This is a genomic window from Leifsonia sp. RAF41, assembly GCF_052114085.1.
In the GTDB taxonomy this organism is placed as follows: Bacteria; Actinomycetota; Actinomycetes; order Actinomycetales; family Microbacteriaceae; genus Leifsonia.
Genome location: NZ_JBFREB010000001.1, coordinates 100,572 through 126,075, shown reverse-complemented (window position 1 = coordinate 126,075; position 25,504 = coordinate 100,572). Strand labels below are relative to the sequence as shown.

Below are 25,504 nucleotides of genomic sequence, written 5' to 3'. Positions count from 1 at the left end.
GCATCCGGCCTCCCCTGTCCTCACCCACTGCCGCCCGCGCGATGAGAGAACGATGAACCCCCTGATCGACAACCTGGGACCCCTGGTCCAGGCGCTCGGCACCACCCTGCTGATGGCGGTGGTGGCGGGCGTCGGCTCCATCATCCTGGGCGTACTGGTGACGATCGCCCGCGTCAGCCCCATCCCGGTGCTGCGCGCTGGGGCCTTCCTCTACGTGCAGTTCTTCATCAACGTCCCCCTGCTGGCCCTGCTGCTGCTGGCGGTGTTCGCGCTCCCCGACGCCGGCATCCTGCTCCCCCTGACGCCGACGGCCATCATCGTGCTGACCGTGTACGAAGCGGCATACGTCGCCGAGGCCGTCCGCTCCGGCGTGAACACGGTCCCCGTCGGTCAGGTGGAGGCGTCCCGCGCCCTCGGGCTCACCCTCTGGCAGTCGCTGCGCTACGTCGTCGTTCCGCAGGCATTGCGCGCGGTCGTCCAGCCCATCGGCAACGTGATGATCGCCCTCGCCATGAACACCGCCCTCGCGGCCGCGATCGGTGTCGTCGAGCTCACCGCCGCCGTCAACAAGGTCAACCTGGTCGCGGCGCAGCCCATCCTCATCTTCTCCAGCGCGGGAATCCTCTACATGGCCATCGCCCTCGCCATCGGCCTCGCCGCCGGCTGGGTCGAGCGGAAGGTGGCGATCGTCCGATGACCGCTCAACTCATCCCCGACCACCCCGCGCCGGCGCGTCCGCGCCGCTCGAAGCGCCGCTACGACGCGGCCTTCATCTACGACGCACCCGGTCCGCGGGGGCGCCGCAACATCGCCATCGGCTCGACCGTCAGCGTGCTCGTCTTCGCGGTGATCGTCGGGCTCGGACTCTGGCAGTTCGCCGCGCACGGTCAGCTCGCCCCCGAGCGCTGGGCGCCCTTCACCGAGTGGGCGATCTGGCAGTACCTCCTCGTCGGACTGCTCGGAACTCTGGAGGCCGCGGCGATCGTCGCTGTGCTGGGCGGAGCGCTCGGCGTCATCCTCGCGCTCGGCCGGGTGAGCCACGTCGGGTGGGTGCGCTTCCTCTGCGGACTGTACATCGAGATCGCGCGCACCGTGCCGGTGCTGCTGGTGATCTACCTCATGCTGTTCGGCCTGCCGCAGATCGGCATCAACCTGCCCACGCTGTGGAAGCTGGTCGTGCCGCTGACGATCGCCAACGCCGCGGTCTTCGCCGAGATCATCCGCGCCGGCATCCTCAGCCTCCCGCGTGGGCAGCGCGAAGCCGCTCTCAGTCTCGGGATGCGCCCGGTGCAGGCGATGACGTACGTGGTGCTCCCGCAGGCGTTCCGGAACGTGACACCGTCGTTGGTCACCCAGTTCGTCAGTCTCCTGAAGGACACGTCGCTCGGCTACATCGTCGCGTTCACCGAACTGCTCTACCGCGGGCAGGTGCTGGCCTCGTACCTGCACCTCCTCATCCCCACCTACGTCGCCGTGACTGTGATCTACCTGATCGTCAACGGCAGCCTGTCCGCGTTCGCGTCACGATTGCAGCGCGGCTCCCGCCGACGCACCACGGCGCCGCCGACCCTTCCCTCCCTTCCCGCCGTCGCCGCCGTCGAGCACGTGGACGACGCCGACACCTCGAAAGCCGATCATGCCTAGCACCGCGTCCACCGTGTCCCTTCCGTCGTCCGCGGGCTCCGCGGCTTTGGCCGAGCTGGCCGTCGTTCGCCGGTCGGGCCTCATCGAGAGCCGTCACTTCGGCAGCCTGGTCGCTCTCGACCCGTCGGGTGCGCCGCTGATCGAGCTGGGCGACCCGGACGCGGTGATCCTGCCGCGCAGCACCGTGAAGCCGCTGCAGGCGCTCGGCTGCCTGACCGCGGGCGCTGCGCTCGAAGGACCCGAATTGGCCATCGCCGCCGGAAGCCACACCGGAGAGGACGAGCACGTGCGCGTCGTGCGCTCGCTGCTCGCGCGCGCCGGAGTCGACGACGCGGCACTGGGCTGCCCGGTCGACCGGCCGGAAGACGAGGCGACCTTCGAGCGGATGCTGCACGACGGCGAAGGGCGCTCGCGCGTGCGGATGAACTGCTCGGGCAAGCACGCCGCGATGCTTCTCGCCGCCGCCACGAACGGCTGGCCGACCGAGGGCTACCTCGACACCTCCCACCCGCTGCAGCAGCACATCCGCGCGACCATGGCCGAGCTGACCGGGGTGCCTGTCGGGCACGACGCGATCGACGGATGCGGAGCCCCACTGTTCGGCACGAGCGTGCGCGGCATCGCCCGGGCGTTCGGCCGGCTGGTGCAGGCGGAGCTCGGCACCCCCGAGCGCGCCGTCGCGGACGCAATGCGCGAGCATCCCTACTACGTGGGCGGCTCCGGTCACCAGAACACGACCCTGATGGAGACGGTTCCCGGCGCGCTCGCCAAGGGCGGCGCCGAGGGCGTCATCGGTGTTGCGGGCCCCGACGGCACTTCCGTCGCCATGAAGATCGTCGACGGCAGCCCGCGCGCCACCACCCTCATCGCGCTGCGCGTGCTGGAGGCGCTCGGAACCCCCATCGATGGTGCCCGTGCCCTCGTCGACCTGCCGGTGCTCGGCGGCGGAGCGCCCGTCGGCGCCATCGAGCTTGGCGCGGACCTCACGGCTGCGCTGGAGCGCCTCGCGTGACTGTCGTCGAGATCTGCCTCGACGACCTGGCAGGCGTGCGCGTCGCAGAGGAGGCGGGCGCCGATCGCATCGAGCTGTGCGCCGCGCTCAGCGAGGGCGGCATCACGCCATCCATCGGCACGGTCGCCGCCGCCCTGCGCGCGGCGACCCGGATCGGCATCCAGGTGCTCATCCGACAGCGGCCCGGCGACTTCGTGTACGACGACGATGAACTGCAGGCGATGGTCGACGACATCCACTCGGTGCGTTCCCTGCCGAACCCGTCGGGTGTTCCGCTCGGCTTCGTGGTCGGGGCGCTGCGCACCGACGGACGGGTCAACGTGGATGCGACCCGTCGCCTGATCGCTGCCTGCGGCGACGCCCCGGTGACCTTCCACAAGGCGTTCGACCAGGTGGGGGATCGCGCGGAGGCGCTCGAACAGCTCGTGGAGCTGGGTGTCGGGCGCGTGCTCACCTCCGGCGGAGCCCCGAGTGTTCTGGACGGCGTCGACGAGGTGGCGCGGTTGGTGGAGCAGGCGGGCGACCGCATCCTGATCCTCGCGGGAGGCGGAGTGCGGCCGGCGAATGCGGCAGAGATCGTCGGGCGCACGGGTGCGCGAGAGGTGCACTTGCGCGCGATGCGACCGGTCGCGACGCCGGGGGCCGGGTCGCCGACCGCGTACGACTCCGGCGAGCGCGAGGTGACGTCGGCGGAGATCGTCGCTGCGGTCGTGGCCGCGCTGGCGGACGTGGCGGATGCGGCACCCTCGGCTCGATCCGCGGAGACCGGCGCATGAGCGGGCTGCCCGTCGTCCTCGCGGTCGACCTCGGCGGAACCGCGATGAAGGGCGCCGTGGTCGCCGAGGACGGCGCGACGGTGGCCGAGTCCACGCTCGCAACGCCCGCCGACGGCATCCTCACCGCCCTCGTCGCCCTGCTCGCGGACCTGAGGAGGACCGCGGCCGACGACGGCCACGACGTGGTCGGTGCGGGAGTCGCGACGCCCGGAATGCTCGACGAGAAGCGCGGACTCGTGCACTACGCATCCAACCTCGGATGGCGTGACGTGCCGCTCCTCGACATCCTCCGCTCCGAGCTGAGCCTGCCCGTCGCCGTCGGCCACGACGTGCGCGCCGCAGGGCTTGCCGAGCGGAGCACCGGCGCCGCGCGCGGCTTCAGCGACTTCGCGCTGGTGCCGATCGGCACGGGCGTCGCGGCCGCGCTCGTCTCCTCCGGGGGCGCCGTCACCGGCGCGACGGGAGCCGCCGGTGAGTTCGGGCATATCCCGGTCGTTCCCGGAGGCGAACCGTGCACCTGCGGGCAGCGCGGCTGCCTTGAGGTCTACATGTCCGGCGCAGGAGTCGCGCGGCGCTACCGGGCGGCCGGCGGCGAGGCGCTCAGCACGCGCCGCATCGTGGAGCGACTCGGCTCGGACCCGCTGGCGGACCGCGTGTGGTCGGAGGCGCTGGATGTCCTTGCGCAGGGCCTCAACATCCTGACCCTGCTGTTCGACCCGGGATTGATCGTGCTGGGCGGTGGCGTCTCGCATGCGGGCCCGGCCCTGTTCGGCCCGCTGGGCGACCGCATGTCGGCCGGACTCGCCTGGCGCGAGCGGCCGCCCGTCGCGCAGAGCGCCCTTGGCGGAGACGCGGGGCGCGCGGGCGCCGCACTGCTCGCCTTCGAAGCCGCGCGCTGACGCTCGCCTCCGCCTCCCGCACTATCGAGTGGTCGCAACACGCCGTTACGACGGCGCGATAACGGCGTGTTGCGACCACTCGTTTGCACTCCGTCGCTGGGCAGGGGTTCCGGTGAGAGGATGTGCCGGTGACCAACCGGCGGCCCAGCGCTCTCCTCAGTGATGGCGTAGCGGCGCTCGTCACGACCGCCGCAGCGGCCGGTGCCTGCGCGACCGTCTGGTGGCTGGGCACCCTCGTCATCGGTGGCGCGAACGCGAGCATCACGAGCGCCGCCGTCCTCACGACGGTGGTCGCGCTGAGCCTCGGCCGACGGACGTTCGGCTCGCGCGCGGAGTTCGCCCGATCCGCGCTCGCTCTCCCACTGATCGGACTTGTTGCCGGTCTGGTGGGCTGGCTGTTGGTGGCCGTGCCGCCGCTCGGTGCGGCGCTGTTCGTGGCAGGGATGAGCCTCCCGATCTGGCTGCGCAGGTTCGGCGACCGCGCTTCGCGCCTGGGAGCGCTCGTGGCGCTGCCGTTCACTGCCGTGCTTGTCGCTCCTGTCGTGCCGGCGCCCGGCGTGCCGCCGTGGCTGACGGCGCTACTGGTTCTGTGTTCTGGAATCGTCGCGATCCTGTGGGTGGCGTTGGCCCGCGAGGTGACCCGACTGGCTCGCCGCCATCCCGAGCCGGGGCCGGCCGCAACTCCAGCGACGGCCATCCCGGCCGGGCGATCCACCGCCGGCGACCGCAGGGACGATGCCCGCCGACGACTGCCTGCGAGCACGCGAATGGCCGTCCAGATGGCCGCCGCGCTCACGGCGGCTTTCGTGATCGGCTGGGCTGCCTTCCCGGAGCACGCGATGTGGGTCGTCCTGACCGCCTTCCTGGTCTGCTCCGGCAATCGCGGGCGTGCGGATGTGGTGCACAAGAGCGGGCTCCGCATCCTGGGCGCGCTCGGGGGGACTGTTCTCGCCGTCGCGGTCACGGCCCTGGCCCCGCAGGCCTCCGGTTTCGGAGCCGTCGTGCTCATCTTCGTTGCGCTGTTCGCGGGAAACTGGCTGCGTGTTTACAGCTACGCGTTCTGGGCGCTCGCCGTCACCCTCGTCCTGACGCTGCTCCAGCAGCTGACGGGTACAGCGACCCTGACCGGGGAGGCAGGGATGCTCGCCCTGCGGATGCTGGCGATCGTCGTGGGCGCCGGGCTCGGAGTCGCGGCGAGCTGGTTCGTGCTGCCCGTTCGAAGCGTCGACGTGCTGAGGCGACGACTCTCCGAGATGCTGATCAGCCTGGGATCGGCTGTCCGGGCTGATGGGGACCCGACCGAGCGCCGCGCGCGCGTCGCGGCCTTCCGTGCCTCGGTCGAGCGGGTCGAGCAGCTCGCCCCCGCGCATCGGGCCACCCGCCTCATCCGGCGCAGCGCACCTGTCCTCCCCATCGATTGCATCGACGTCGCCCGCGCACTTCCCGCTGCGCTCGACGTCCATCTCGCGCAGCGGCGCGCAAGCCCGGGGGACCACGACGCCGGCAGCCTCCGTTCCGCCATCGGCGAGGCACGAAAGTCTCTGGCCGCCCCAGTCGACTTGGCCCGCGTCCGCACGGCGCTCGCTCGCCTTGCAGCATTGCTCCGGGGATCCTCATAAGGCGGCGGCATTAAGTTGTGCACAATTGAATTGTGTGCAAGGCTGGCGCTATGCCGGTAACCGATGAGATGGTGTGCTTCTCCCTGTATGCCGCCACCCGCGCGACGACCCAGGCCTACCGCACGCTCCTCGAGCCGTGGGACCTGACCTACCCGCAGTACCTGGTGCTCATCACGCTCTGGGTCGAGGGCGAGCAGACCGTCGGGTCGCTCGGCGATCACCTGCAGCTCGACTCGGGGACGCTGTCCCCGCTGCTCCGTCGCATGGAGCAGTCCGGCCTGGTGCGGCGTGAGCGCCGCTCGGGCGACGAGCGCGTCGTGACCGTCGCCATCGGCGAGCGCGGCCAGGAGTTGCGCCCGCAGCTGGCGCACATCCCGGGCCGGATCGCCGCGGGCACCGGCCTGCCGGATGAGCGGGCGGCGACAGAACTCATCGACACCCTCCACCGGCTGACGGAGACCATGCACGCCGCGGCGCAGCAGTCCCGCCCCGCAGAACTGAACACGCACAAGAACTGAACACCGAAAGGCACTGATGAACGTCCTCTACACCGCAGAAGCGCTCTCCACCGGAGCGGGCCGCGACGGCCGCGTCGCCACGAGCGACGGGACCTTCGCGCTCGACCTGGCCGTCCCGAAAGAGATGGGCGGTTCCGGCGCCGGAACGAACCCCGAGCAGCTGTTCGCGGCCGGGTATGCGGCGTGCTTCCACTCCGCACTGCAGGCGGTGGCTCGCAGCCAGAAGATGAAGGTCGACGACTCGTCCGTCGGCGGCCGCGTGCAAATCGGCCCGAACGGCGACGGCGGCTACCAGCTGTCGGTGCTGCTCGAGGTCGTCCTGCCCGGGCTCGAGAAGGAGCAGGCCCAGGCTCTGGCAGACGCGGCGCACCACGTGTGCCCGTACTCGAATGCGACGCGCGGCAACATCGACGTCACGATCACCGTCTCGGAGGACTGAGCGATGAAGACCCTGATCCACAACACATTCGGTGACCCGGCCGAGGTCCTCTCCGTCGAAGAGCGCCCGGTCCCCGAGCCCGGCCCCGGCGAGGTCCGCGTCCGGATGCTGCTCTCGCCCATCCACAACCACGACCTGTGGACGGTGCGCGGCACCTACGGCTTCAAGCCCGAGCTTCCCGCCCAGGCGGGCACCGAAGCACTGGGCGTCGTGGATGCCCTCGGCGACGGCGTCGACCAACTCACCGTCGGCCAGCGGGTGGTCACCGGCGGAACGTTCGGCGTGTGGGCGGAGTACTTCGTCACCGGCGCGGCCGGTCTCATCCCCGTGCCGGAGGCGCTGCCCGACGAGTCGGCCGCGCAGCTGGTGGCGATGCCGTTCAGCGCGATCAGCCTGATCGATTCACTCGGCCTGCGGGAGGGCGACTGGCTGATCCAGAACGCCGCCAATGGTGCCGTCGGCCGGATGGTCGCGCAGCTGGGCGCTGCCCGCGGCCTCAACGTGGTCGGTCTGGTCCGCCGCGCGGCCGGTGTGGAGGAGCTCCGCGGCCAGGGCATCGGCAACATCATCGCGACCGACTCCGACGACTGGCGCGACCGGCTGACCGAGCTGACCGGCGGGGCACCCATCAGCGTGGGCGTCGACTCCGTGGGCGGCTCGGCCGCGGGAGATGTGCTCTCCGCCCTTGCCGTGAACGGCACCCTGGTCGTCTTCGGCGCCATGGCGTCGCCGACGCTGGAGCTGGCCTCTGGGGACATCATCTTCAAGCAGGCGTCGGTGAAGGGTTTCTGGGGCAGCGTCGTCAGTCGCGAGATGCCCGCCGACCAGCGCGGCCGTCTATTCCAGGAGCTGTTCGCCCGCCTCCAGGACGGCACACTGACTCTGCCGGTGGCCGGCATCCACTCGCTGGACGACATCGCGGCCGCGGTTGCCGCCAGCGGTGAGCCGGGACGCGTCGGCAAGGTCCTGCTGCGTCCCTGACCCGGTACGGGGTGGGCGGCGCCCGATAGCCTGGGCTCATGCTCACCCCGCCGGTCACACCGAAGAAGCCCGTCGAACGCATCCATCACGGCGACGTCTACGTCGACGACTACGAGTGGCTGCGCGAGAAGGACGATCCGACCGTCGTCGCCCACCTGCACGAAGAGAACGCGTACACGAACGCGCGCACCGAGCACCTTGCCGTGCTGCGGGAGCAGCTCTTCGACGAGATCAAGGCCCGCACCCGCGAGACCGACATGAGCGTCCCGGTGCGCGAGGGCGACTGGTGGTACTACTCCCGGACGGTCGAAGGCGAGCAGTACGGCATCCACTGCCGCGCGCCGATCGCCTCCGCAGACGACTGGGCGCCTCCGATGCTCGACGAGGAGGCCCAGCGGAACGGCCTGCCCGGCGAGCAGATCCTGCTCGACGACAACGCCGAGGCCCAGGGTCATGAGTTCTACGCGCTCGGCAGCTTCGATGTCAGCGCCGACGGCACGCGGCTGCTGTGGGCGGTCGACACCGAAGGCGACGAGCGGTACACGATCCGGGTCCGCTCGCTCAGCGACGACGGCGCGACCTTCCCGGACGAGATCGCCGGGACCGCCGGCGGCGCACTGTTCGACCAGACCGGCGCCTTCATCTTCTACACGACGGTCGACGAGTCGTGGCGGCCGGACACCGTCTGGCGCCACCGCGTCGGCGACGGTCCCGACGTCAGCGACGCACAGGTGTTCCACGAGCCCGACGAGCGGTACTGGATCGGCGTCGGCCTCACCCGCAGCCGGCGGTTCCTGGTGATCGAGGCCGGGTCCAACATCACCAGCGAGACCTGGCTGTTGCCCTCCGACGACCCGACCGGCGAGTTCACCGTCGTCTGGCCGCGTGTGGAGGGCGTCGAGTACGACGTCGAGCACGCCATCGCCGGCGGCCACGACCGCCTCCTCATCGTCCACAACGACCAGGCCGTCAACTTCGAGCTGGTCAGCGTCTCGGCCGATGACCCGCAAGGTCCGCGCCGGGTGCTGCTCCCCCACGACCCCGCCGTGCGCCTGGAGGGAGTGGATGCGTTCCGCGACTTCGTCAGCGTCGAGTACCGCCGCGACGGGATGACCCGCGTCGCCGTCGCGTGCATCCCCGATCCGGACGCCGACGACCCCGCCGACGACACCCCGCACGAGCTCCACTTCGACGAGCAGCTGTTCACCGTCGGTGTGGGCGGCAACCCGGAGTGGACGCAGCCGTTCCTCCGCCTCGGCTACGGCAGCTTCGTCACACCGTCGACGGTGTACGACTACGACGTCCGCACCCGCGAGCTGACCCTGCGCAAGCAGCAGCCCGTGCTCGGCGCGTTCGACCCGTCGCTGTTCGAGCAGCGCAGGGAGTGGGCCACCGCACCGGACGGGGCGCGGGTCCCGATCTCTCTCGTGTACCGCACGGACCTCGTCACGCCCGGCGAGCCGGCGCCGCTGGTGCTCTACGGGTACGGATCGTACGAGGCCAGCATGGACCCGTCGTTCGGCATCCCGCGCCTCAGCCTGCTCGACCGCGGTGTCGTCTTCGCCATCGCGCACGTGCGCGGCGGCGGCGAGCTCGGCCGACTCTGGTACGAGAACGGCAAGAAGCTGCACAAGAAGAACACCTTCACCGACTTCGTCGCGGCAGCCCGCCACCTCGTCGACCGCGGATGGACCGAACCGTCGCGGATGGCGGCGCAGGGCGGCAGTGCCGGCGGCCTGCTGATGGGCGCGGTCGCCAACCTGGCCCCGCGCGATTTCGCGGGCATCCTGGCCGAGGTGCCGTTCGTCGATCCGCTGACCAGCATCCTGGACCCCTCCCTTCCCCTCACGGTGATCGAGTGGGACGAGTGGGGCGACCCGTTGCACGACCCGGAGGTCTACGACTACATGAAGTCGTACTCTCCGCTGGAGAATGTGCACCACAGCCGCTACCCGCGCATCCTCGCGATCACCAGCCTGAACGACACGCGCGTGCTGTACGTCGAGCCGGCCAAGTGGGTGGCGAAGCTGCGCGAGGTGGATGCCGACGCACTGCTCAAGATCGAGATGGCCGCCGGACACGGCGGAGTCTCGGGGCGCTACGCTGCGTGGCGGGAGCGGGCGTTCGCGCTCGCGTGGCTGCTCGATGTGGTGGGGGCGCATCCCTCGGGAGAGTGAGGCGGCGGTGAAGACGGACCTGAAGAAGGAGCTGGGAACGTACGACGCTCGGCGCGGCCGATTCGACATCCTCACCGTTCCGCCGCTGCGCTATCTGATGATCGACGGTCATGGCGACCCGAACACTGCCGAGCGGTACCGGGATGCCGTGCAGACGATCTACCCGGTCGCCTACGCGGTGAAGTTCCTCAGCAAGCTCACGCTCGACCGCGACTACACGGTCATGCCGCTCGAGGCGCTGTGGTGGGCGGACGACATGGACGCGTTCACCACCGCACGCGACAAATCGCAGTGGAATTGGACCGTCCTGAACCTGGTGCCGGAGTGGATCACCGACGACCACGTCTCCGAGTCGCGGGAGGCGGTTCAACGCAAGGGCGCAGCGCCGCTGCTTGAGGCTCTGCGCGTCGATACGCTCGATGAGGGTCTGTGCGTCCAGACTCTCCACGTCGGCTCATTCGACGACGAGGCCCCGGTGCTGGATGCGCTGCACCACACGTTCATCCCGCAATCCGGCCTGCGGATGACCGGCCGACACCACGAGATCTACCTCAGCGACGCACGCCGGACGGCTCCGGAAAAGCTGCGCACCATCCTCCGCCAGCCTGTGGAGCGGGTCGCGGCGGCCGGCTAGCAGCCGGTCAGCGGCCGCACGGGTACTCCCACGCGTACGGATCCTGCGAGGCGGAGCCGCCGACGGCGACGACGAGTGCCGGCCTGCGCTGGAACTGCGTGGTCATGGTGTTCACCGTCGCGCACGTTCCCGTCGAGAGCAGAAGGGGCGCCTTCGTCGCTCCGGCGAGCGCCGCCGTCGTGAGTGCGTCCGCGAACCCCGCCCCGGAGGTCAGGTAGACCCGGTCGCTCGCCGGAAGCGTGGTCGACAGCGCTGCAGCAACGTCGTACCGATCGGCGCCCGCCGACCTCTGTACGGTCGCCGCGGCAGGGATGCCGTTCGCCACGCCGCTCGTGACGCTGGCGGGACCGCCCACGATCATGACCTGCGTGGTTCCCCAGCGGGCCAGCGCGTCCTGGGTGGCCGCATCCATCGCGGGAGCCGACCCGTTCGTGAGCAGCACCGGCCGATCCATCACCGCACCGGCGGCACCGGCCGTGAGCGCATCCGGGAAGTTGTTGCCCGTGGCGAGGTACAGGGCGGGAACCGTCTGCCCGAACGCATCCTCGATCACGTTGCGCGAGACCTCGAACCGGTCCGCACCCGAGATGCGCTTCACCTGGTGCGTGAACGAGAGCGCGCTCAGTTGCGCGAGGACATCGTCCGACACGGTCGCCGGGCCGCCCGCCACCACGATGGTCGCGGGGTGAAGTCGCACGAGCTCGGAAGCCACGCGCGGGTCCAGAGTCGTGGGAGGCGTCAGCAGAAGCGTTCCCTTGAGGTGGGCGGCCGCCGCACCGGCCGAGAGCGCGTCCGGGAACGTTGCACCCGACGCGATGTAGGCCACCGGGACGGTGACCGGCGGATTGGGGAACGCCCGCTGGGAGGTCGCGACCGACGTGGAGTACCGGTCGTCACCCGCCACCTGATCCACGGAGGGGATCGGGTTCGGGTACCTGAGGGTCACGCCGTTCAGGCTGATCCGGATGACTGTTCCATCGGACATCCTGGTGGTCATGATGGCCCAGACCGTGCGGTTCGAGTAGCCGACATCGGTCGGGAGAGACAGCGTGTTGGCGCCCCCGATGCGCGCTCCGGCAGCGGTGTCCGGGTTGTTCGCCGCGCCGCGGTACCACTCCACCGTGTCTTGACCGCCACTGGGTCCCGAGACTGCGATGTTCAGCGTCGTGCCCGCTGTGGGACTGGCGGTGTAGTCGGGCTTGATGGTGGGGCGGTAGGCCGGCGGCGCTGAGGGAACGGTCACGGCTCGGCACCCGAACGACGGGCCCAGCGAGAACGACGCATCGGTCTCGAATACGTGGAGGCAGACCATCATGTGCCCTGTCGCCGGTGGCGTCGCCTGGAAGTCGAATCCCTGATTGGAGCCGAGCGACGGATACGCGGCATGCACGTCGGGGCGGTAGCCGGCGAATTGATCGTGGCCGTAAATGATTCCGTCGTAGGGGCTGCTACCGTCGGCCAGTTGCCAGGTCACCTGGATCCAGGCGCTCTCGAGCCAGTTGGCGTCCCCCGAGTGACCGTTGCGGTTCGGATGGTTGAGGTCACCCGCCCACCCCGTGAAGTGGATCGCCGGGAGCGCGGAGGGTGTCGAGTACTGGTACTCGCCGTACTCGACGGTCATCGTGTCGAGCCCGCCGACCGAGACGATCGGGGCAATGACCGCCGATGCCGGGGCGGCCCCGAGGACCGTCACCCCCAGCGCACCTGCCACAGCGATCGCCGCCGCTGCGAATAGTCTCCGGACTCGCTTGTTCATCGTCGTTCCGGTTCCCCTCGTTATTCGCACAGCCGCGTCAGGCTATCGGGGAATGGAACGGCCACCTATACCCCCATGAAGGGGGTGAGCTTCAGCCGAGGTCGTCCGGGTCCTTGCCCGTCCGCTCGCCCGTCTCCAGCGCGGCGATCGCCGCAAGGTCGTCGGGGTCGAGCTCGAAGCCGAACACGTCGAGGTTCAAACGAATACGCTCCGGCGACGTCGACTTCGGAATCACCACGTTGCCGAGCTGCAGCTGCCAGCGGATGACCACCTGTGCCGGAGTCACCCCGTGCTTGTCCGCGAGCCGTGCGAGTGTCGGATCGCTCAGGATGCGCCCCCGGGCGAGCGGGGACCACGCCTCGGTGACGATGCCGTGCGCTTCGTCGTACGAGCGCACCTCCGCCTGCGGCAGCCACGGGTGCAACTCCACCTGGTTCACCGCGGGCACCGTTTCCGTCTCACGCGCCAGCCGGTCGAGGTGGTGCGTGTGGAAGTTGGCCACCCCGATGGAGCGCGCGCGCCCCTCGTCCCGCACGCGCTCCAACGCGCGCCACGTCTCGACGTAGCGGTCGCTCTTCGGCGCCGGCCAGTGGATGAGGAAGAGGTCGATGGTGTCGAATCCCAGCTGCTGCAGGCTCCGATCGAATGACCGGAGTGTCGAGTCGTAGCCGTTGTCCGTCCACCACACCTTGCTGGTGACGAACACCTCCGACCGCTCCAGCCCGCTCCGCCGCACGCCCTCCCCCACGCCGCGCTCATTGGCGTAGAACGCGGCGGTGTCGATGTGGCGGTAGCCCGCGTCCAGGGCCGCGAGCACCGCATCCGCCGTTTCGGCTTCGGGGATCTTGTAGACCCCGAAGCCCAGCTGCGGGATGGTGCTGCCGTCGTTGAGAGTCAGCTGCGGGATGCTCGCCATGGGTTCATTCTGCCGCGCCGCACGCGTACAGGTGGGGGTGAGCGAAGGGAGAAAGACACATGACACTCAACGACAAGACGATCGCGTTCCTGGTGGGCCCGGAGGGCATCGAGCAGGCGGAGCTGGTGGAGCCGTGGAAGGCTGTGAGTGCGGCCGGCGGCACGCCGAAGCTGATCTCGAAAGACGACGGCGAGGTGCAGGCCTTCAACCACCTGACTCCCGCCGACACCTTCCCCGTGGATGTGACGCTCGCCACGGCGAGCGCCGACCAGTTCGACGCACTGGTGCTCCCGGGCGGCGTCGCCAACGGCGACCAGGTGCGCACCTTCCCCGAGGCGGTCTCGCTGGTGAAGGCGTTCGCCGACGCGGGCAAACCGATCGCCGTGATCTGCCACGGCGGGTGGGTGCTGATCGAAGCGGGGGTCGTCGACGGCCGCACGCTGACCAGCTGGCCGAGCCTTCAGACCGACTACCGGAACGCCGGCGCCACCTGGGTGGATGAGGAGGTCGTGGTCGACGACGGACCCTTCACCCTGATCTCGTCACGCAAGCCCGACGACCTCGAAGCGTTCGACCGCGAACTCGTGAAGGCGTTCGGGTAGAGGCCCGTGAGTGTTCCCTGGCAATGGCCTCCATGGCGGTTGCAGCGGCTCGCCCGATGAGGGAACGTAGGGCACTCCTGGAAGACACAACGGAAGGAGAGCACATGCTCACCCTCACGGAGAACGCCAGCACGATCGTCAAGACGCTCACCGAGCAGTCCCCGGAAGAGACTGCGGGTCTGCGGATCAGCAGCAGCAACCCCGACCGCACCGCCTTCGCGGCTGCCGTCACTCCTGAGCCGGAGGTATCGGACCAGGTGGTGGAGTCGGGCGGAGCCCGCATCTTCCTCGAGACGCAGGCCGCCGAGGTGCTCGACGACAAGGTGCTCGACGCCCAGGTCGACGAGCAGGGCGGCGTCAGTTTCGCCATCGGCGCGGTCGCCTAGCGACCCCCGAACGACGAGAGGCCCGGAGTCACGACTCCGGGCCTCTCGTGCGTCTGCGGCTAGCTATTGCGCCGGGGAGTCCGGACCCGTCGGCGGGGTGAGCTCGTCGACCACGATGGGATGCGGTGCCGTGCGGTCTTCGGGGAGGCCCCAGAGCGGCTCCCCCTCACCCGCGTCGAGGAGGAACTCGGCCGCCGACGTCCAGAACGGGACGATCTTCATCGGCGGGATGTCCTCCTCGCCGGGGAAGTGCGCGGCGAAATGCACCTCGGGATCGCCGTTGATCGGGTCCGAAGCGGCGATCAGACCGTAGTAGTTTTCGTCGTCCACGACGCGCCACCGTCCGGTGCGGCCGTGCTCGGGCTCCAGCCTGACCGTGTACCCGCCGTACTTGAAGTCCGGGCCGGGAGGCAGGGTGGCGCGCTCATCCTTCGTCATACTCCCGTTCTACGACCGACAGTGGTCGGGAGCAACTCGTTCACTTGCCTAGCAAAACGGTGTACGGCTACACCGGCCCCGCAGGCTGTCAACTCCTCGACTCCGACGGCTCGCCGGACTGGAGTAGTCGTGACGATAGGAGGCCACATGCTGGCGATGACATACCGCGGGCCGTACAAGATCCGAGTCGAAGAGAAAGACAGGCCGAAGATCGAGCATCCGGGCGATGCGATCGTGCGGGTGACTCTCGCAGCGATCTGCGGCTCAGACCTGCACCTCTACCACGGGATGATGCCGGACACCCGGATCGGGCACACCTTCGGGCACGAGTTCATCGGAGTGGTGGACGAAGTCGGGCCGGATGTCCAGAACCTGAAAGTCGGCGATCGGGTGATGGTCCCGTTCAACATCTTCTGCGGCAGTTGCTACTTCTGTGTCCGCGGCCTCTACTCGAACTGCCACAACGTCAATCCCAGCGCCACCGCCGTCGGCGGCATCTACGGGTACTCGCACACGACCGGCGGATACGACGGCGGCCAGGCGGAGTACGTGCGGGTGCCGTTCGCCGATGTCGGCCCGACGATCATCCCCGATTGGATGTCGGACGAAGACGCCGTGTTGCTCACGGATGCACTGCCGACCGGCTACTTCGGCGCGCAACTCGGCGAGATCGAGGAAGGCGACACCGTGGTCGTGCTCGGCTCCGGACCGGTTGGCCTGTTTGCGGCGAAGTCCGCGTGGCTGATGGGCGCCGGGCGCGTCATCGTCGTCGACCACCTCGACTACCGGCTGGCCAAGGCACAGGAGTTCGCGCACGCCGAGACGTACAACTTCGTCGAAGTCGGGGATGTGGTGCTCACGATCAAGCGCGCCACCGATGGGCTCGGGGCCGACGTGGTCATCGACGCCGTCGGAGCGGAAGCGGACGGGGCGGCGTTTCAGCACATCACCGCGTCGAAGCTCAAGCTTCAAGGCGGGTCGCCGATCGCGCTGAACTGGGCGATCGACTCCGTGCGGAAGGGTGGCACCATCTCGGTGATGGGCGCCTACGGTCCACTGTTCAGCGCCGTCAAATTCGGTGACGCGATGAACAAGGGCCTCCGGATCAATACGAACCAGTGCCCCGTGAAGCGGCAGTGGCCACGACTGTTCGAGCACGTCCGCAACGGCTACCTCACCCCGAGTGACATCGTCACCCACCGCATCCCGCTCGAGCACATCCAGGACGGCTATCACCTGTTCTCGACGAAGCTCGACGGCATTATCAAGCCGCTCGTGGTGCCGAGCGCCGCCTAGAAAGGGGACGACCATGCCGTACGTCGCAAGCGACCACACGAAGAAGTACGACCCGGAGGCGCTGCGTCAGCGCATCCCCGGCTGGGGCGTCGACAGCGACCCCGCAGACCGCCCCTCCCACCCACGCGAGCGGCTGGACCCCGAGGCGACCGGTGCCCACTGGACCTTCCCCGAGCGCCAGAAGCCGGTGGGCCGTCGCGAACGGTCGATCGAGCACACGATGCTCACGCCGGTCTTCGGAACGGCGCAGCCCCTCCACGGAGTGTCCGGTGCGATCCGCCGCTTCGCATACGACCGTTACAGCGAGGGCCGGACCGCCCACTGGATGCTGCTCGTCCTCGGCGACCGGGTAGATGCGATCGGCGCGCACGCGAAATCGCTGGCCAGCCGTCGCCCGGACGATCCGATCACGGAGTCAGGCGTCCTCTCGGAGGTGGGCCACCACCCGATCTCGTCCCGGTTCGGGGTGCGCCGTGCCGATGTCAAGCACACCTGGCTCGACCCGGTCATCGTGCTCGGCCCGTGGGTGCTCGCCGGGTTCGTCGTGGTGCGGACCGTCGCCAGGATCGCGAGACGGTAGCGGGCAGGCTGGACCACACGTTCTCGTCGTGAGGTGGAGGCCGGTGCGCGGGCCTCCCAACCCCGATCCGGGGCCCGCGCGCCACCTCTCCGATTACGGCGCCGCGACCTCCTCCGGAACGTCCGGCCGCTCCTGCTCTTGCACTTCGCGCTCCTGCTCGGCCTCTGCGTCGTCACCGCGGAACTGCGTCATGTAGAGGTCGTAGTACGCTCCGCGACGCTCGAGCAGGGTCGCGTGGTCGCCCTGCTCGACTATGCGTCCTTGCTCCATGACGAGGATGGTGTGCGCGTCGCGGATCGTGGAGAGCCGATGCGCGATCACGAACGACGTTCGGTCCGTGCGCAGCGCCGCCATCGCGTGCTGGACGAGAAGTTCCGTCCGGGTGTCGACGGACGAGGTGGCCTCGTCGAGGATGAGCAGCGACGGATTTGCGATGAACGCCCGCGCGATCGTGAGGAGCTGTCGCTCTCCGGCGGAGACGTTGCCCCCGTCGGCGGTGATGACGGTGTCATAGCCGTCCGGCAGCTGGCGTACGAAACGGTCGACCATCGTGGCTTTCGCGGCGGCGATCACCTCGTCGTCGGTCGCGTCGAGCCGGCCGTAGCGGATGTTCTCGCGGATGGTTCCCGAGAACAACCACGCATCCTGCAGGACCATGCCCACCTGCCCGCGCAGTTCGGCGCGGGAGAGCCGGGTCGTCTCGATGCCGTCGAGTCGGATCGCACCGCTGTTCAACTCGTAGAACCGCATGATGAGGTTCACCAGTGTGGTCTTGCCTGCGCCCGTTGGGCCGACGATCGCGACGGTGCTCCCCGGCCGGACACTGAGCGAGAGGTCTTGGATGAGCTCGGTCTCCGGGTCGTACGAGAAGCCGACGTGGTCGAGCTCGACGCGGCCGTCCGCGCGTTCCGGCAGGTGCTCGGTCGCCGTGTCCGGAGTCTGCTCCTCCGAGTCGAGGAACTCGAACGTCCGCTCGGACGACGCGACACCCGACTGCAGCATGTTCGCCATGCCCGCGATCTGGCCGATCGGCTGTGAGAATTCGCGCGAGTACTGGATGAACGCCGTCGCGTCGCCGATGGTGAGCTGGCCGGCGGCCACCTTCAGGCCGCCGACGACCGCGATCAGGACGTACGAGAGGTACGACACGAAGTTCATCGCCGGCATGATGCTGCCGGAGACGAACTGCGCCCCGACCTGCGACGCGTGCAGCTTCGAGTTGCGGGAGTCGAACTCGCTGAGCATGACTTCGTCGCGCCCGAAGGCACGCACCAGGTCGAGACCCGAGAACGACTCCTCGATGTGACCGTTCAGCGCGCCCGTCGACGCCCACTGGGTCTTGAAGAGCTTCTGCGACCGGGAGCCGATGACGCCCGCGATCACGCCGGAGAGCGGGATCGAGATCAGCGCGATCAGCGCCAACTGCCACGACACGACGAACATCATGATGCCGATGCCGATCACGGTGAGCACCGACTGGATGAGCTGCGAGAACGCCTGCTGGAGTGCCGTCTGGATGTTGTCGACGTCGTTGGTGACGCGCGACATCAGATCACCGCGCTGACGCGTGTCGAAATAGCTGAGCGGGAGACGGTTCAGCTTGGCCTCGACGTCTTTGCGCAGGCCGTAGATCACCCGCATGACCAGCGCGTTGAGCAGATACCCCTGCCACCACTGCAGCAGCGACGCGACGAGGTACATCGCCAGCACGATGAGCAGTAGGCGTCCGAGCTCGGTGAAGTCGATCCCCTGCCCCGTGGTGACACCGGAGCCGGCGATCACGTCCGCGAGCTGGTTCTGGCCCGCAGCGCGGAGCTGCTCGACCACCTGGTCGACCGGCACGCCCTTCGGAAGCTGGGAGGCGATCACGCCTTGGAAGATGACGTTGGTCGCGTCGCCGAGGATCTTCGGCGCGATGACCACGAGGACGACGGAGACGACCGTGAGGAGGGTGACCCATGCCATCCCGAGCCACTCGGGCTTGAGCAGACCCATGAGCCGTTTGAAGGACGGCCAGAAGTTCTCCGCCTTCTTGGCGGGTGCGCCGCCGAACATGTCGCCGTCCGCCTCGCCGGGCGTGAAGTCGTACTCCTCTTCGAGCTCATCGAGGACGATGTCCGTCGCGGTGGGCGTCTGCCCCTCCTCGGGGCGGCCGCCGCGCTTCTTGCGTTCTGTACTGCGCGCCATCTCAGGCCACCTCCAAGCTCAGCTGCGATTCGACGATCTCTCGGTACGTGTCGTTGGTCTCGAGCAACTCGTCGTGCGTTCCCTGGCCGACCACGCGGCCGTCGTCCATGACGATGATCGTGTCGGCCTCCCGGATTGTGGAGATCCGCTGGGCGACCACGATCACTGCCGCATCCCCGGTGGAGTCGGCGAGCGCGCGTCTCAGGCGCGCGTCGGTTGCGACGTCGAGTGCCGAGAACGAGTCGTCGAACAGGAACACCTTGGGCCGCGCGACGAGGGCACGAGCGATGCAGAGACGCTGGCGCTGACCACCCGAGACGTTCGTGCCGCCCTGGGCGATCCGCTCGTCGAGGCCGTGCTCCTTCGCGCGGACGAAGTCGTCCGCCTGGGCCACCCGAAGCGCCTCCCACAGCTCCTCGTCGGTGGCGTCCGGCCGCCCGAACCGGAGGTTGGAAGCAATCGTCCCGGAGAACAGGTAGGGGCGCTGCGGGACGAGCCCGAGCACGCCGGCGATCTGCTGTCGGTTGAGGCCATCGACCCGAACTCCGCCGATGCGGACGTGACCCTTCTGGGGCGTGAACAGGTCGGCGATCACCGATACGAGCGTGGACTTTCCGGATCCCGTCGATCCGACGATCGCGGTGAGCTGGCCGGCTTCGGCGGTGAAGGAGACATCGCTCAGCACGGGCTTCTCGGCGCCCGGGTAGCCGAACGTGACATCCTGCACCTCGACCAGCCCGCTCGTGGGTACCGCCGTTGCGGCCGCTCCCTCGGCGCTGGTGCTGGGCACGGCGCCGAGGACTTCCTCGATGCGCTCGGCGCAGACCATCGCGCGAGGAATCATCATCGCCATGAAGACGCCCATCATCACGGCGACGAGGATCTGAAGCAGATACTGCAGGAAGGCCGTCAGCGCACCGATCTGGATATCACCCGCGTCGACGCGATGACCGCCGAACCACAGGACGGCGACGGTCGCCACGTTCAGGATGAGCATGATGATCGGGAACATCAGAACGAAGATGTTTCCCACCTTGACCGAGATGCGCGTGAGAGCCGCGTTCGCGTCGTCGTACCGCTTGGTCTCGAACCTCTCACGGACGAAAGCCCGGATGACGCGGATGCCGACGATCTGCTCCCGGATCACGCCGTTGACGCCGTCGATCCGCTCCTGCATGACGCGGAACATCGGAAGCAGCAGCCAGACGAGGATGCCGACGACGATGAAGAGGACGGCCACCGACACCCAGATCAGCCAGGAGAGTCCGGCGTCCACGCGCACGGCGAAGATGATGCCGGCGATGCACATGATCGGGGTCGACACCATGAAGTTGAACGTCATGAGCAGCAGCATCTGAACCTGCTGCACGTCGTTGGTGTTGCGTGTGATGAGCGTCGGCATTCCCCAGCGCGCCAGATCGAGCGAGGGGAGCGCATCCACCTTGCGATAGAAGGAGCGGCGGATGTCCCTACCGGCCGTCATCGAGGCGCGCGCCCCGAAGTAGGTGGCGGCGACCGCCGCGATCACCTGCACGAAGCAGACGATGAGCATCGTGCCGCCGGTGTTCCAGATGAAGTCGGTGTCGCCTTTGACGACACCCTTGTCGATGATGTCGGCGTTGAGCGTCGGCAGGTAAAGGGCGGCCATGGTCGCGATCAGTTGTAGGACCACGACCGCGGTCACCGAGCGCCAATAGGGGCGCACGAAGCGGAGTGAGAGACGAAGCAGAGTCACAGTGATTCCCGGGTGTGCTGTGTGTGTGGACGAAAGTGCCGTGGTGAGGGGCACCGACGACGCTATCCATCAATAAGGACGCGGAGCGACCTCAATCGTGATGCGTCAGTGTCGATCTTGCGTCACTTGAGTATGTAGTGGAGATGGAGGACGCCGTTGTCGTAAGCGTCGTGGTGGCGCAGGCGCAGCTGTGCGGGTGCGCTTCCGTCAGGGAACAGGCGTGCGCCCGTCCCACGGACGACCGGATAGACGAACAGATGCAGGGAACCGAGGAGCCCATCCGCAAGGAGTGACCGCACGAGGGAGCCCGAACCGCTGACGTAGACCCCGCCGCTGTAGCCGTCGGCGAACTCCCGGATCCGCTCGGCGTCGTAGGCGCCCAACGATCGAGAGTTGGCCCAGGTGGCCGCCGCGGCCGCGTCATCCAGGGACGAACTGACCACGCCTTTCGGGCTGTCGTTGAAGAAGGGTGCCCCCGGGTCGTCGGCTGCGGTGCGCTGCGACCAGGCTGGAGCGAACATCTCGAATGTGCGGCGCCCGAGGAGGATCGCGTCCGACGAACGGGTTAGGCGTCCGATATCGTCGCCCATCTCCGGATCGAACCCGAAGTCGGCGGTCCAGCTCGGATCCTCGAACACGCCGTCCAGCGACACGAACTCGTGCACAGCGATCGCGCCCATGCGGTTCCCCTTTCCCCCGGATCAGCTTAGGGGCTGTCGGACGATCACGAAATGGCCGACGGCCGCAGGATGCGGAGTCCGTCGCCGACGTTCCGGGTCGGTCGAGAGTGTCAATCCCTCCCGGCACGGGTGTTGCGGGCGTAGACACGGATAAGACACCCGGGAGATCTCCATGAACCCAGTTATCGCCCTCACGCACGAGCAGCGACGGGGCGCGCCGCGCCTGACTCCGGAGGTCGTCCCGGGCGTGCACAGGCTCGAGCACGCCTTCACCAATTGCTACCTGCTGGTTGACGGGGAGAACTGGACGCTGGTGGATGCGGCCTTCCCGAATACCTGGAGTCCGCTGATCCGGGCGGCGCACGAGTTGGACCTGCGAATGCGCGATCTGCAGGGCATCGTTCTCACGCATGGCCATTTCGACCATGTCGGCGTCGCCGCGCGCGCAGTCGAGGAACTCGGTGTCCCGGTGTTCGTTCACGCGGGCGACCGGACACTCGCGGCTCACCCGTACCGGTACCGCCGCGAGCACTCGCCGTTCGTGTATCCCCTGCTGTACCCGCGGGCGTTCGTCCCCCTCATCAGCATGGTCCGCGCGGGCGCGCTGCATGTCAGAGGAGTGGAGGAGGTGTCGGAGCTGCCGGGTTCCGGGATGCTCGACCTGCCCGGACGCCCTGAGGTCGTGTTCACTCCCGGCCACACATTCGGGCACTGCGGGCTGCTGCTCCGCGAGCAGGAAACCCTCCTCACCGGTGACGCGCTCGTCACCCTCGACCCGTACACGGGGATTGCCGGAGCGCAGATCGTCGCCGGTGCAGCCACCGCGCACTCGCCATTGGCGCTCAGGTCGCTCGACGCGATCAGCGCAACGGGCGCCCGCGTCCTTCTTCCCGGGCACGGCGAGCCATGGCTGGACGGCGCGGAGTCCGCGGTCGCGGCGGCTCGCGCCGTCGGGCGCCGCTGAAAGGCCGCGCGGCTGCGCGACTGCGCGGCTGCGCGGCTGACCGCTCAGGCGGCCGGCCCGACCACCTCCAGCAGACCGCCGTCCTTCACCACAGTGAGCGACAGGACCTTGTAGCCCGCCTCGTCGAAGAACACCGTGATCCGGTCCGTGTCAGTGTGCATGACGATGCCGGCGCCCCAGGTTCGATGAGTCACGCGCGCCGCCACCGGGTAGGGAGTCTCACCCGCGGCGTCGTGCTCTTCCGCCCAGCGGTACGCGCTGCCCGACGAGCACGTGTCGCAATTGCCGCACGGCTCCGGGAGCTCCTCGCCGAAGTAGCCCAGCAGGAACTGCCGACGGCACATGCCCGTCTCGGCATACTCCTGCATCAGTTGCGACCGGGAGTGCTCGATGCGCTGCCGCGCCTCCGCCTCGGCCTCCGCCCGGGATGCGGCCTGCACGGGCGTGAGGTCGGCTGCCTGGAGGTCATCGTCGGACCCGGCGAGTGCATCCGCATCGCGCAGTAGGCCCAGCAACCGTCCGAGGGAGCGGACGCTGATGCCGGTCTTCTCGGACAGGTCGTCACGGCTGATCCCCGGGCGTTCGCGGACTGCGGCGAAGACGCTCGTCAGGTCGTCCGCATCCGGGCCTCCCCCGGAGAAGAACTTGGTCAGCGCGAAGTCCTCGGGCCGGTAGTGCAGCGTGACGAGCGCCGGATCGCCGTCTCGTCCAGCCCGCCCGGCCTCCTGGTAATAGCTGTCCAGCGAGTCCGTCACCGACGCGTGGACGACGAAGCGCACATCGTGCTTGTCGATCCCCATCCCGAACGCGCTGGTCGCCGTCACGACGCGCGCGCTGTCGTCCATGAACCGCTCGTAGACGTCGTCCCGCTCCGCCCGCCGCAGACCGGCATGGTATGCCGCGGACGGAATGCCGCCCTGTTCCAGCTCTTCCGCGTACAGCTCGGCGTCCTTCCGGGTGGCGGTGTAGACGAGGCCGGAGCCCGCGAGGTCGCGCACCTGGGCGACGACGGCGGAGCGCTTCTCGGAGTCCTCCTCGTAGCGCCGCACCTCCAGGCGCAGGTTGGGACGGTCGAAACCGGTGGCGAAGAGCCGCGGTCGCCGCATCCCGAGCCGCTCCCCGATCTCGGCGCGGACGGGTGGAGCCCCCGTCGCCGTCATGGCCACCACGGGTGGATGCCCGAGCTCCTCGATGACGTCACCGAGGAGGAGGTAGTCGGGGCGGAAGTCGTGACCCCACGACGACACGCAGTGCGCCTCGTCGACCGCGAACAGGGAGACGGGCAGAGCGCGTAGCCGCTCACGCACCTCCGCGTTCGCAAGCTGCTCGGGAGCGAGGAAGGCGAAGCCGGGTTCGCCGGACTCCAACGCCTCCCAGTCGCGCTCACGTTCCCGCAGACCGGCGGACGAGTTGATCGCGAACGCCCGCGGCACATCCTTTGCCTCAGCCAGCGCGCGGACCTGGTCCTCCTGCAGCGAGATCAGCGGAGAGACCACGATCGTCACTCCGCCGAGGACGGTGCCGGTCACCTGATACAGCGACGACTTGCCGTACCCGGTCGGCATCACCGCGAGGACGTCACCGCCGTCGAGCAGCACCTCCATCGCTGCCGCGAGCCGGGGTCGTAACTCCGCCCAGCCGAACGATTCGCGGGCGACCTCTTCGATGCGAGACATGCGGCCACCGTAGCCGCTCGGACGGGTCGTGCTCGTCGTCCCTCGACGAGGATGCCGATCCTGACTACTGCACCGACCAGCCGCCGTCGCTCGGGAGGACGGCACCGTTGATGTTGACGCCGTCGTCGCTGAGCAGGAAGGTGATCGACGCCGCGAGTTGCTCCGCGGTGGCGATGGTCGGGATCTGCTGCTGGAACGGCGTGAGGCGAGCCATGCCCGCCTCCGATGGCGTGGCCGGCATCGGGATGCCCGTCGCGACGCCGCCCGGGGCGACCGCGTTCACCCGGACGCCCTGCGGCCCGTACATGAAAGCGGTGCTGCGCGTGAGGCCGACGACGCCGTGCTTGGAGACGGTGTACGCCGTGCCCGACGCGTTGCCGCGGAGCCCCGCCTCCGAGGCCACGTTGACGATGGATCCCTGTCCGGCCTGGAGCATGGCAGGGAGGACCGCGCGGGTCAGCTTGAAACCGCCCGTCAGGTTGATGCCGATGGTTCGGTCCCAGACCGCGTCCGACGTCTCGTGTGCCGGCGAGAAGTCGTCGTTGACGCCGGCGATGTTCGCGAGCCCGTCGATCCGGTCGCCCGCTGCCGCCACGATGCTGTCGATGTCGGCCTGCCGGGTGATGTCGCCGACCACGGTCACGACGGAGCCGTCGGGCAGCGACGAGGCGAGGTCCGCGAGGCGGTCGGCGGAGATGTCGACAGCGACCACGTGGCCGCCCTCGCGGGCGACTCGTGAGGCGGTGGCGCGTCCGATCCCCGAGGCTGCGCCGGTCACGATGATCGTCCGGCCTTCGAATCGGCCGGCTGACACCTTCTCCACCCATCCGGTCACGACATCCTCCGGCATGACACCGTCGTTCGCCTGCAGGACAAGGTCGTCGACCACCGACTGGGGCAGCTGTCCTTGGCTCATCGCGACCAGCTGCTGCAGCGGGAGGCCGCGCACCGGCGCGAGCATCTCCTCGCCGACGCCCGCCTGCGCGAGGAATCCGTGGATGAGCGGGGCGCCCTTCGGGTGCTCCAGCCACTCACCGATGGTGCTGTGTGCCGTCAATGGCTTCGGATCGGTCATCGTCGTCCCTCCTTGTGGGTTCTGGCCAATTATGGCACTGAGTGCCACGAGTCCGCTGGGAGAATCGGATGAAAGTCGCGGGCCGACGGGCAGCCTGGCCGAACGCGGTGTGTTCCCGAGCGCCGAGCCGCTGGCTATGCTGTCCGCCATGAGCACGAAGAGCCGTCAGGCCCCGCATCAGGAAGAGACGCTGCAGCTCGGTGAGAAGCGAGGGCTGTGGGGCGCTTTCGCGGGACTGATCACCGCCGTGCTCATCGCGTATCCGCTGTCGGCATGTATTGCCTTCGCGACGCATCCGACCACCCAGAAGCTGTTCGGCGGCCGACTGGAGTCCGCCTCGGCGGGAGGCTTTGCGGCGTTCTGGTGGGTCCTCGCCCTCGGCTGCCTTGCTCTGCCGTTTCTGGTCGGCTTCGGGATCGCACGGCTCTCTTCCCGCGCCGTCATCACGATCGCGACGATCGTCGTCCTCTTCATCATCGCCGTCGTGATCCTCGGGCAGATGTTCGCGTTCTGA

25 protein-coding genes are annotated in these 25,504 nt (G+C 68.9%); 17 read left to right on the top strand and 8 right to left on the bottom strand.

Features of this window, described 5'->3' with window-relative positions; genetic code table 11:
- Window positions 1-52 precede the first annotated feature (52 nt).
- The 11 genes from AB4Y74_RS00645 to AB4Y74_RS00595 all read left to right on the top strand — a co-directional run bounded on the left by AB4Y74_RS00645 (window position 53) and on the right by AB4Y74_RS00595 (window position 10,699).
- Window positions 53-697: an amino acid ABC transporter permease gene (locus AB4Y74_RS00645; protein WP_441797186.1), complete on the top strand. Its 645-nt coding sequence runs from the start codon at window positions 53-55 to the stop codon at window positions 695-697.
- Window positions 694-1,644: an amino acid ABC transporter permease gene (locus AB4Y74_RS00640; RefSeq protein WP_441797185.1), complete on the top strand. Its 951-nt coding sequence runs from the start codon at window positions 694-696 to the stop codon at window positions 1,642-1,644. Before AB4Y74_RS00645 ends, AB4Y74_RS00640 begins: the two co-directional genes overlap by 4 nt.
- Complete coding sequence (locus tag AB4Y74_RS00635; protein WP_441797184.1) at window positions 1,637-2,656, top strand: asparaginase; 1,020 nt, start codon at window positions 1,637-1,639, stop codon at window positions 2,654-2,656. The genes AB4Y74_RS00640 and AB4Y74_RS00635 overlap by 8 nt, the downstream gene beginning before the upstream one ends.
- Window positions 2,653-3,432, top strand: a complete 780-nt coding sequence (locus tag AB4Y74_RS00630) for a copper homeostasis protein CutC (RefSeq protein ID WP_441797183.1) — start codon at window positions 2,653-2,655, stop codon at window positions 3,430-3,432. The genes AB4Y74_RS00635 and AB4Y74_RS00630 overlap by 4 nt, the downstream gene beginning before the upstream one ends.
- Window positions 3,429-4,331: an ROK family protein gene (locus tag AB4Y74_RS00625; protein ID WP_441797182.1), complete on the top strand. Its 903-nt coding sequence runs from the start codon at window positions 3,429-3,431 to the stop codon at window positions 4,329-4,331. The genes AB4Y74_RS00630 and AB4Y74_RS00625 overlap by 4 nt, the downstream gene beginning before the upstream one ends.
- A 128-nt stretch (window positions 4,332-4,459) precedes the next feature.
- Window positions 4,460-5,950, top strand: coding sequence for an FUSC family protein (locus AB4Y74_RS00620; protein ID WP_441797181.1), 1,491 nt, complete (start codon window positions 4,460-4,462; stop codon window positions 5,948-5,950).
- Between the two features lie 50 nt (window positions 5,951-6,000).
- Window positions 6,001-6,468 carry a MarR family winged helix-turn-helix transcriptional regulator gene (locus tag AB4Y74_RS00615; protein WP_441797180.1) on the top strand — a complete coding sequence of 156 codons (468 nt, stop codon included), beginning with the start codon at window positions 6,001-6,003 and terminating at the stop codon, window positions 6,466-6,468.
- A 16-nt stretch (window positions 6,469-6,484) separates the two neighbouring features.
- Window positions 6,485-6,907 carry an organic hydroperoxide resistance protein gene (locus AB4Y74_RS00610; RefSeq protein WP_441797179.1) on the top strand — a complete coding sequence of 141 codons (423 nt, stop codon included), beginning with the start codon at window positions 6,485-6,487 and terminating at the stop codon, window positions 6,905-6,907.
- 3 nt (window positions 6,908-6,910) lie between these two features.
- A complete protein-coding gene (locus tag AB4Y74_RS00605; protein WP_441797178.1) occupies window positions 6,911-7,888 on the top strand; it encodes a zinc-binding dehydrogenase in 978 nt (325 codons plus the stop codon).
- A 38-nt stretch (window positions 7,889-7,926) separates the two neighbouring features.
- Window positions 7,927-10,065, top strand: coding sequence for a S9 family peptidase (locus tag AB4Y74_RS00600; protein WP_441797177.1), 2,139 nt, complete (start codon window positions 7,927-7,929; stop codon window positions 10,063-10,065).
- Between the two features lie 7 nt (window positions 10,066-10,072).
- A complete protein-coding gene (locus tag AB4Y74_RS00595) occupies window positions 10,073-10,699 on the top strand; it encodes a GyrI-like domain-containing protein (protein ID WP_441797176.1) in 627 nt (208 codons plus the stop codon).
- Between the two features lie 7 nt (window positions 10,700-10,706).
- On the opposite strand, the gene AB4Y74_RS00590 is transcribed toward AB4Y74_RS00595, so the two are convergent.
- Together AB4Y74_RS00590 and AB4Y74_RS00585 are read right to left on the bottom strand one after the other, a co-directional pair.
- Window positions 10,707-12,455, bottom strand: a complete 1,749-nt coding sequence (locus AB4Y74_RS00590; protein ID WP_441797175.1) for a cell wall-binding repeat-containing protein — start codon at window positions 12,453-12,455, stop codon at window positions 10,707-10,709.
- A 91-nt stretch (window positions 12,456-12,546) separates the two neighbouring features.
- Window positions 12,547-13,371 carry an aldo/keto reductase gene (locus tag AB4Y74_RS00585; RefSeq protein ID WP_441797174.1) on the bottom strand — a complete coding sequence of 275 codons (825 nt, stop codon included), beginning with the start codon at window positions 13,369-13,371 and terminating at the stop codon, window positions 12,547-12,549.
- Between the two features lie 59 nt (window positions 13,372-13,430).
- Here AB4Y74_RS00585 and AB4Y74_RS00580 point away from each other — a divergent pair, with 59 nt between their 5' ends.
- Both AB4Y74_RS00580 and AB4Y74_RS00575 read left to right on the top strand, forming a co-directional pair.
- Window positions 13,431-13,973, top strand: coding sequence for a type 1 glutamine amidotransferase domain-containing protein (locus AB4Y74_RS00580; RefSeq protein WP_441797173.1), 543 nt, complete (start codon window positions 13,431-13,433; stop codon window positions 13,971-13,973).
- A 104-nt stretch (window positions 13,974-14,077) separates the two neighbouring features.
- The gene (locus AB4Y74_RS00575; protein WP_441797172.1) at window positions 14,078-14,359 is read left to right on the top strand and encodes a Fe-S cluster assembly protein HesB; all 282 of its coding nucleotides are present in this window, start codon (window positions 14,078-14,080) and stop codon (window positions 14,357-14,359) included.
- A gap of 63 nt (window positions 14,360-14,422) precedes the next feature.
- Here the strand turns inward: AB4Y74_RS00575 and AB4Y74_RS00570 are convergent, their stop codons facing one another.
- Window positions 14,423-14,797: a hypothetical protein gene (locus AB4Y74_RS00570; RefSeq protein ID WP_441797171.1), complete on the bottom strand. Its 375-nt coding sequence runs from the start codon at window positions 14,795-14,797 to the stop codon at window positions 14,423-14,425.
- A gap of 147 nt (window positions 14,798-14,944) precedes the next feature.
- On the opposite strand from AB4Y74_RS00570, the gene AB4Y74_RS00565 reads away from it, so the two are divergent.
- Complete coding sequence (locus tag AB4Y74_RS00565) at window positions 14,945-16,093, top strand: zinc-dependent alcohol dehydrogenase (RefSeq protein WP_441797170.1); 1,149 nt, start codon at window positions 14,945-14,947, stop codon at window positions 16,091-16,093.
- A gap of 13 nt (window positions 16,094-16,106) precedes the next feature.
- Window positions 16,107-16,673, top strand: coding sequence for a hypothetical protein (locus tag AB4Y74_RS00560; protein ID WP_441797169.1), 567 nt, complete (start codon window positions 16,107-16,109; stop codon window positions 16,671-16,673).
- A 93-nt stretch (window positions 16,674-16,766) separates the two neighbouring features.
- On the opposite strand, the gene AB4Y74_RS00555 is transcribed toward AB4Y74_RS00560, so the two are convergent.
- The 3 genes from AB4Y74_RS00555 to AB4Y74_RS00545 form a co-directional block, all read right to left on the bottom strand.
- Window positions 16,767-18,860: an ABC transporter ATP-binding protein gene (locus tag AB4Y74_RS00555; protein ID WP_441797168.1), complete on the bottom strand. Its 2,094-nt coding sequence runs from the start codon at window positions 18,858-18,860 to the stop codon at window positions 16,767-16,769.
- Between the two features lies 1 nt (window position 18,861).
- Window positions 18,862-20,595 (bottom strand): ABC transporter ATP-binding protein, encoded by a 1,734-nt coding sequence (locus AB4Y74_RS00550; protein ID WP_441797167.1) that lies wholly within the window; start codon window positions 20,593-20,595, stop codon window positions 18,862-18,864.
- A gap of 122 nt (window positions 20,596-20,717) precedes the next feature.
- Window positions 20,718-21,275 (bottom strand): dihydrofolate reductase family protein, encoded by a 558-nt coding sequence (locus tag AB4Y74_RS00545; RefSeq protein ID WP_441797166.1) that lies wholly within the window; start codon window positions 21,273-21,275, stop codon window positions 20,718-20,720.
- Window positions 21,276-21,447: 172 nt separating this feature from the next.
- On the opposite strand from AB4Y74_RS00545, the gene AB4Y74_RS00540 reads away from it, so the two are divergent.
- On the top strand, window positions 21,448-22,239 hold the full coding sequence (locus tag AB4Y74_RS00540) for an MBL fold metallo-hydrolase (RefSeq protein WP_441797165.1): 792 nt from the start codon (window positions 21,448-21,450) through the stop codon (window positions 22,237-22,239).
- A 44-nt stretch (window positions 22,240-22,283) separates the two neighbouring features.
- Here the strand turns inward: AB4Y74_RS00540 and AB4Y74_RS00535 are convergent, their stop codons facing one another.
- Window positions 22,284-23,915, bottom strand: a complete 1,632-nt coding sequence (locus AB4Y74_RS00535) for a RecQ family ATP-dependent DNA helicase (RefSeq protein WP_441797164.1) — start codon at window positions 23,913-23,915, stop codon at window positions 22,284-22,286.
- A gap of 64 nt (window positions 23,916-23,979) precedes the next feature.
- Entirely contained in the window at window positions 23,980-24,990 is a 1,011-nt protein-coding gene (locus AB4Y74_RS00530; RefSeq protein WP_441797163.1) for an SDR family NAD(P)-dependent oxidoreductase, read from the bottom strand.
- Window positions 24,991-25,138: 148 nt separating this feature from the next.
- Between AB4Y74_RS00530 and AB4Y74_RS00525 the strand changes: the two genes are divergently transcribed.
- A complete protein-coding gene (locus tag AB4Y74_RS00525; protein WP_441797162.1) occupies window positions 25,139-25,504 on the top strand; it encodes a hypothetical protein in 366 nt (121 codons plus the stop codon).